The sequence below is a fragment of the Ameyamaea chiangmaiensis genome, assembly GCF_013376175.1.
Lineage (GTDB): Bacteria > Pseudomonadota > Alphaproteobacteria > Acetobacterales > Acetobacteraceae > Ameyamaea > Ameyamaea chiangmaiensis.
Genome location: NZ_JABXXR010000132.1, coordinates 1 through 7,380, shown reverse-complemented (window position 1 = coordinate 7,380; position 7,380 = coordinate 1). Strand labels below are relative to the sequence as shown.

General features: G+C 68.5%; 6 protein-coding genes. 1 reads left to right on the top strand and 5 read right to left on the bottom strand.

Features of this window, described 5'->3' with window-relative positions; all coding sequences use genetic code 11:
• Positions 1-1,214: NAD-dependent succinate-semialdehyde dehydrogenase (locus HUK82_RS12965; protein ID WP_176614360.1), on the top strand; the 1,214-nt coding region annotated here is incomplete at its 5' end.
• On the opposite strand, the gene HUK82_RS12960 is transcribed toward HUK82_RS12965, so the two are convergent.
• From HUK82_RS12960 to hpnD, 5 genes are all read right to left on the bottom strand, one after another.
• Entirely contained in the window at positions 1,208-2,041 is an 834-nt protein-coding gene (locus HUK82_RS12960) for an alpha/beta hydrolase (protein ID WP_246495123.1), read from the bottom strand. The two genes, HUK82_RS12965 and HUK82_RS12960, sit on opposite strands and share 7 nt — an antisense overlap.
• A 247-nt stretch (positions 2,042-2,288) precedes the next feature.
• A complete protein-coding gene (locus tag HUK82_RS12955; protein WP_176614359.1) occupies positions 2,289-2,963 on the bottom strand; it encodes a phosphorylase family protein in 675 nt (224 codons plus the stop codon).
• Between the two features lie 7 nt (positions 2,964-2,970).
• On the bottom strand, positions 2,971-4,956 hold the full coding sequence (gene shc / locus HUK82_RS12950) for a squalene--hopene cyclase (protein ID WP_176614358.1): 1,986 nt from the start codon (positions 4,954-4,956) through the stop codon (positions 2,971-2,973).
• A gap of 66 nt (positions 4,957-5,022) precedes the next feature.
• The gene (gene hpnE / locus HUK82_RS12945) at positions 5,023-6,318 is read right to left on the bottom strand and encodes a hydroxysqualene dehydroxylase HpnE (RefSeq protein WP_176614357.1); all 1,296 of its coding nucleotides are present in this window, start codon (positions 6,316-6,318) and stop codon (positions 5,023-5,025) included.
• A gap of 3 nt (positions 6,319-6,321) precedes the next feature.
• Positions 6,322-7,215 carry a presqualene diphosphate synthase HpnD gene (gene hpnD / locus HUK82_RS12940; RefSeq protein ID WP_373318288.1) on the bottom strand — a complete coding sequence of 298 codons (894 nt, stop codon included), beginning with the start codon at positions 7,213-7,215 and terminating at the stop codon, positions 6,322-6,324.
• Positions 7,216-7,380: the final 165 nt, after the last annotated feature.

Genomic DNA, 7,380 nt, shown 5'->3' with positions numbered 1-7,380 from the left:
CCGACCTTCTGCGCGCGCGCGCGGACAGCATCGCCGTCGTCCTGACGACCGAACAGGGCAAGCCTCTGGCCGAAGCGCGTGCCGAGATCAACGTGTGCGCCGACGTGATCGACTGGGCCGCGGAAGAAGGTCGCCGCGTCTATGGCCGCACGATCCCGGCCCGCGCGCCCGGCGTGACCCAGACGGTCATCAAGTCGCCCGTCGGTCCGGTCGCCGGATTCTCGCCGTGGAATTTCCCCATGAGCCAGGCGGCCCGCAAGGTTGCCGCGGCACTGGCCACGGGATGCTCGATCATCGTCAAGGCGCCGGAGGACACCCCCGCATCGCCGGCCGCGCTGATGCAGACGTTTCTCGACGCGGGTGTCCCTGCCGGGACGGTCGGACTGCTGTACGGCACGCCGGCGGAAATCTCCGAGCGCCTGATCCCCGATCCTGCGATCCGCAAGGTCACGTTCACCGGCTCGACCGTGGTCGGCAAGCATCTGGCGGCCCTCGCGGGGCAACACATGAAGCGCGTGACGATGGAACTCGGCGGTCATGCGCCCGTCATCGTCAGTGCCACCGCCGATCTGGACGCGGCGGTCGAGCTGTCCGCAGGCGCCAAGATCCGCAACGCGGGACAGGTCTGCATCTCGCCCACCCGCTTCCTGATCGAACGCCCCGTCTATGAGCGCTTCGTCGAACGCTATGTCGCGCGCATGCGTCAGGTGAGTGTCGGCAACGGGCTCGAGGACGGCACCACGATGGGCCCTCTGGCCAACGAGCGCCGGGTCCCCGCGATCGAGTCCCTGCTGGCCGACGCAACCGCCAAGGGGGCCAAAATCGCGCTGGGTGGGGAGCGGCTGGGCAATGCGGGCAACTTCTTCGCCCCGACCGTCGTGACCGACCTGACGCCCGACATGACGATCATGAACGAGGAGCCGTTCGGCCCCGTCTCGCTGATGATGCCCTACACCCATCTGGACGAGGCGATCACCGAGGCGAACCGCCTGCTCTATGGACTGGCGGCCTACGCCTTCACCCAGTCCGGCAGCGAGGCGGCACAACTGCGCGATCGCGTACGCTCGGGGATGCTGACCATCAACCATATCGGCCTCGGTCTGCCGGAAATCCCGTTCGGCGGCATCAACGACTCCGGCTATGGGTCCGAAGGCGGGATCGAGGCGCTCGAGGCCTATCTGGAAACGCGGATCGTGACGCACCGCGCCTACTGACGCGCCGCCAGACGGGAAAGGACCCAGCGGCCTATCCCGTCCACCACCGGCGTCTCGATCCCCGCATAACCGTGCGGGCTGAGCGAGCCGCAGGGCGTGCCGTCCTCGTCACGACCGCCCGAGACCGACAATACGGACACATCCGGGCTGGCCGAAAGGGCCGCACGGATGGCGGCTGCGGCACCGGGCGGTGCGACCGGGCAGCGGTCATCGCGGTTGACGACGATCAGCACCGGCACGCGAACACCCTCAGGATCCGCGTCGAACACGGTCTCATGGCTGCCGCCCAGGACGGACACTGGCTCGGATAAAATCACGCCGGCCAGCGTTCCAGGCGGAGCATGGGCCGCGCCGTTCATCGCCGCGATGCTGCCTTGGCTGGTGCCCAGCAGAAACACCGGCGCACCGAACCTCTCGCGTGCCAGCCTCACGAGTGCGGCCACCCGGTCGGCGTAGGCGGGCGTTGAGCGAACTCCACGCAGCGTCATGTCATCCGGCGCGTCGGCAAGGACCACGGCGTAGCCGCGCGCTGCCCACAGGGCACGTGTCCGGACGACGAAATTCGCGCCATGACGTACCGTTCCGTCAGGACGGATCCCCACGTCGCCCGCGCCGCCGGGAAGCATGACGAGCGTTGCGCGCGGATGCGCCGGGCCGGACACCAGTACGCGCCCCGCCGCCAGACCGGCTAGTGGACGCGCGAGACCGTCCGGCGCCCGCAGGAAGACGAGGCCAACGGCGGCGCCCCTCAGCAACACCCGCCAGCCCGCATGTCGACGACGGGATGGCACACACGACGCGCGTTCACGCAGGAAACCGAAAGGCATCACGCCCGCTCCTTCCGCCGACCGCCGCTCTGCACGTGACGTGCCTTTGCCATGTCTCTGGCGCGTCCCGCGTCGATCTGACGGGAGTATCCAGAGTGTCGTCGGGCAAAGTATTTGTATCGCGTGCAAGCACGCGGCAACGCGGTCTCCACTCTCAGGGCCTGTCTCTTGCCGGGTCCCTGTCTGCGCCAGCCGTCGCGCGGGGCGTGACCACAAGCAGGGGGCCGGTCCTGTTGCCCTGCCGCTCTCAGGACATCCGAGCGGACAGGAACGCTCCCATCGCGCGACGCGCCGACGCCGCATCGCGGCCGAGCGCGATCAGCCCGGCGATCTGACGCGGATCGCGCGCCAACCGGCCGAGCAGACGTCCGGGCTTCAGACCGCCTTCCGGGTCGAGCACGACAAGCGCGGCGTCAGGCAACGTACGGTCCGCCGGATCGCAAATCACGCGCAGGACCGCGAACGGCAATCCCGCCGTGCACGCCGAACGCGCGACGAATCCGCTTTCCATGTCCAGCGCGCAACAGCCACTGCGCCGAAACAGGGACGCCTTGTCGTCGGCGCGCGCGACCACGACATCGCTGTGCAGCACTCCGCCGGACACCTCGCCGAACAGGGCGGACAGCGCGGGATCGGTCGACAGCGCCTCCCCGGTGAGAAACGCCACCCGGTCCGCCACGACGACCGTACCGGGCGGCAACGCCGGATCGAGCCCCGCCGCCAGACCAAAAGACAGCAGTCCGCGCGTACCGGCCTCAACCAGACGCCGCGCGCCATCCCGCGCGCCTTGGGCGGTAGCGCCGCTGATGGCGATCGCGGCGGCAGGGAACGCCGCGCGGGCAACCCGCGCCTCGGCTTTCAGGCCGACAAGAATCCCAAGGCCCGCGCCGTCCGCCCGCACGCCCGTGCCCTGACTGGCCATGTTCGGGTCAGAAACCGTACGAAACCTGGCGGCTGTTGCTGCTGCCAAGGTTTCGAAACCGCGAGAGCGCCATCAGCGGGAAGAACTGCTTGTACCCGTGATAGCGGAGATAGAACACCTTGGGGAAACCCACGGCGTTATAGGGCTCCTCATGCCACTCGCCCCGTTCGTCCTGCGCGTTCATCAGAAACGCGACACCACGCCTGACCGCCGGATCGTCGCGCAGGCCGACCGCCATCATGCCCAGAACCGCCCAAGCCGTCTGCGACGGCAGGCTCTCGTCATACTCGCCGGACGCCGCACCCTCGTAGGTCGCGCAGTCCTCGCCCCAACCGCCATCCTCGCGCTGGACCGAGCGCAGCCAGGCGACGGCCCGGCGGACCGACGGATCGTCGTGCGCGACGCCGGCCGCATTGTAGGCGCACAGCACCGACCATGTGCCGTAGATGTAGTTGGTGCCCCAGCGACCGAACCAGCTTCCCTCGGCTTCCTGTTCCCGGCGCAGATAGTCGATCCCGCGCTCGATTACCGGTCGATCCTCCGGATGGCCGAGCTGGGCCAGAAAGGAGATACAGCGCGCGGTCACGTCGGCCGTCGGCGGATCCAGAAGCGCACCGTGATCCGAAAAAGGAATGTGGTTCAGGAGGTCGAGATCATTGTCGATATCGAAGGCACCCCAACCACCGTTGGTGCTCTGCATACCGATGATCCAGCGGCGGGCGCGGTCGATGGCCTCCGCGCTGTCAGGGTTGCCCTCACGGTGCAGCATCATGCCCACGACGGCGGTGTCATCCACGTCAGGATAGTAGTCGTTTCCATACTGGAACGCCCAGCCGCCCGGCTCGAGGTCCGGTGCGTTGACGGCCCAGTCGCCCTTGACGTCGAGGATCTGCTTCGTGCGCAGCCAGTCGGCGGCGCGCGCCATCCGCTCGCGTGTTTCCTCCGGCCGGATGCCCGAGGGGCCGTCGGACGCCTCCAGCATCGCATGGCCTGTCAGGCCCGTGTCCCAGATCGGCGAAACACAGGGCTGGCAGTAGGTTTCCGCGCCATTATGGACCAGAAGGCCCTGTACCGCCTGCCAGGCCGTGGCGGCGCGTGGGTCACTGTCCGGGACGCCCAGCGTCCGATACATCATGACCGTATTGGCGATGGCCGGGTAAATCGCGCCCAGACCGTCGCGGCCGTTCAGACGCGGCTCGATGAAATCGATCGCGGCCTGAATCGCGCGTTCGTGCAATGTGCGCGGAAGGCGTGGCACCACCGGGCGCAACGCCACGTCGAGATACTTGAACGCCCGGCCCCAGACAGACCGATACGGCCCGCGGATCCAGTCGCGCACCGTCTCCGGCGGCACTGTGAACAGTTCCTGCACGTGAATGCCGCGTGGGTTGATCGCGCGCGGCCTGCGTGCCGCCAGCACCAGTAATGGTGCGATCACGGCACGCGACCAGTACGACATATTCCAGACGGAAAAAAACGCCTTGCGCGGCAGCAGCATCAGTTCGACCGGCATCACCGGCGTAGCCCGCCACGGCACCTCGCCAAACAAAGCCAGCTGAAAGCGGGTAAACACGTTCGAACGCGCGGCACCGCCATGGTCCAGAATCGCCTCACGCGCGCGGCGCATGTGCGGGGCATCGATGTCGTCGCCGATCGCCTTGAGCGCGAAATAGGCCTTGACCGACGCGGACAGATCGAACCCGCCACCGTGATACAGCGGCCAGCCGCCATGGTCGCCCTGGATACGGCGCAGATAGACCCCGATGCGACTTTCCAGTTCAGGGTCGATACGGTCGAGAAAATGCTCCAGCAGGACGTATTCGGCCGGGATCGTCGCATCGGCTTCGAGCTCGAACACCCAGTGCCCGTCGTCATTCTGACGGTTCGACAGGGCCGCATGCGCGTTTGAGACGGCCCGCTCCAGCGCGTCGGGCGTAATCGTGTCGGCCGGGGCAGGATCCGGGCGAAGCGGGGCGTCGATGTCGTTCAGCATGCTGTCTCTCCGGCCCGGCATCGTCTCGCGGGCACGCTTCCTTCCTTGTCCGGTCTGATCGGGCGTTCAGGCCATCTCATCCGCACGCAGGACGCGAACGGCCGAAACTCCTGACCTGATCGCACCTTCGATCGTGCAGGGCAAGCCGGTCGCCGTCCAGTCGCCCGCCAGAACCAGGTTCGCGAGCGCCGTGCGCGCCGTCGGCCTCAGCCGCTCCTGCGCCGGTGTGGCCGCGAACGTTGCCCGCTTTTCCCGCACGATCCGGGCCGCGCCCGGGGCCGCCGGCAAGGGGCGTTCGAGCACCGGATCGAGAACCGCGCGGACCTCGTGCCAGATCCGGGCTTCCAGCGCGTCCGTGTCCCACTCGGCATATCGATTGGCGGCACTGACCGTGACGGAGACCACATCGCCACGCACGAACACCCACTCCGTCATCCCGCCGATGACGCCGGCAAAGCCCGCGCGGGCCATGGACCCGGACAGGCGCTGCGCATCCTCAAGCCGGAAATGGGCATTGACGATCGCCTCGAACGCATCGGGGGCGGTAAAGCCCGGCACGCTGCCGGCCAGCAGCGTGCGCGCAACCCAGGGCGGCACGGCGACGACGACCCGGTCATCCGGGCCGAGGACGACGCGTTCGCCCCCCGCGACGAAACCCAGCGCCCGACCGCCCGCGATCTCCAGCGCGCTGACGCGACAGTTGACGTGCACCTCGGCCTTCATCACCGCCAGATGCGCCAGAGCGGGATCGACGAAACTTTCCGACAGTCCCTCCCGCGCAAACCACGGCACGCAGGCTCGTCCACCCTTGGCCAGCGACTCACGGATCACGCCGCCCAGCAGAGCCGCGCTGGCGTCCTCGCACAGGGTGTTCAGGGCCGAAATCGCAAACGGCTCCAGCAGGCGTTCGCTCAGCGCGCCCGGGGCCAGGCACTCGGCGACCGTCGTGTCGCCCCGCGCGTCCATCAGACGCTTGAGCGCCGCGAATTCCCACAGTCGCATGCCCGGTACCCGCCGCCGCGACGACAGCGCCCAGAACGGCAGCCGCCCGCGTGACAGGTCAAGCGTCCAGCGGCCGCCAGAGCCGAGATCGACGAACGGAAAGGTCGGCGTGCCCGGTCCGGTCAGCGTATCGTGCGCGCCGGTCAGGCCGAGATAGCGGAACGCGGCCTCGTTCGCCGACAGCAGCAGATGGTTGCCGTTGTCGATCCGCACGCCCAGATGCCGGTCGACATACGAACGCGCCCGGCCCCCGCAGGCGGGCCCGGCCTCGTAAATCGAGACACGAACGCCACTGCCCGCCAGTTCGACAGCCGCCGACAGCCCGGCGAGACCGCCGCCTATGATATGGACATGGGCCATGGCTCAGCCGAAATACGCGCGTGCCACGGCCGCGATCTTACGGGGTTTGGACACCGACACGCGCACGCGTGGACGATCCCAGCCACGCCGTTCCAGTCCGGACAGGATCGCCGCGTAGCTCGCCCCCATGATGCGCGCCGGGCGCATCGCCACGCGATCACACGCGGCCATCGCCTGGGCCGCCGCGCGGAAATGATCGTGCGCGCGCCCGGCCAGAACCGCGCACAGGCCGGGCAGACCCGGCGCGTCAAGTACCCGGGCGGGGTCCGCCGGGACGCCGAAACGCACCAGCAGTTCGCGGGGCAGATACAGCCGCCCGATCCGCGCATCCTCGGCGATATCACGCAGGATATTGGTGAACTGGAGGGCGCGCCCCAGATGATGGGCCACGCGGTCGGCCATGGGCGAGGCATCGCCGAACACCCGCACCGACAGCCGCCCCACAGCCGAGGCAACCCGGTCGCAATACAGGTCGAACGTCGCCTCGTCCGGTGCCACGACGGGCGCTTCGGCGTCCATCTGCATCCCGTCGATCACAGCCTCGAAATCCTCGCGCCGCAGGCCGAACCGCATGATGGCCGCCCGCAGGACGCGGTCGAGCGCATCGTTCGTCATCCCCTCATACAGGGCCGCGATTCGCACCCGCCACGCGTCAAGGGCGGTGCGCTTGTCCGCCATGGGAGCATCACCATCGGCGATATCATCGACCACCCGACAGAACGCATAGACCGCGAACATGCCGTAGCGACGATCGGGCGACAGGATCTGCATGCCCTTCGCAAAGGACGTGCCCGACCCGGTGACGATCATCTCGACATAGGACAGGTCGAACAGGTCGCAGCCCAGCGGGGATGTCTCCGCAGGGCGGCCCTGCCCGCGCGGGCGGTCGGAGAACACGCGCAGCACGCCCCGGCGATCGCGCGGACCGCGTTCGAGTTGCAACAGCGATCGCACGCGACCGAAGCGCGCCGCCTTCGGCGCGCTGTCGCGCTCGTTGTCCCCGATCACGCTCACGCAGCCCTCCAGATCGAACGCGACGCCCGCGCCACGGCCCACAGCGCG

Coding starts and splice junctions, on each gene's coding strand:
- HUK82_RS12960 (WP_246495123.1), bottom strand. CDS start 2,041: ATGCCTTTCGGTTTCCTGCGTGAACGCGCGTCGTGTGTGCCATCCCGT.
- HUK82_RS12955 (WP_176614359.1), bottom strand. CDS start 2,963: ATGGCCAGTCAGGGCACGGGCGTGCGGGCGGACGGCGCGGGCCTTGGG.
- shc (WP_176614358.1), bottom strand. CDS start 4,956: ATGCTGAACGACATCGACGCCCCGCTTCGCCCGGATCCTGCCCCGGCC.
- hpnE (WP_176614357.1), bottom strand. CDS start 6,318: ATGGCCCATGTCCATATCATAGGCGGCGGTCTCGCCGGGCTGTCGGCG.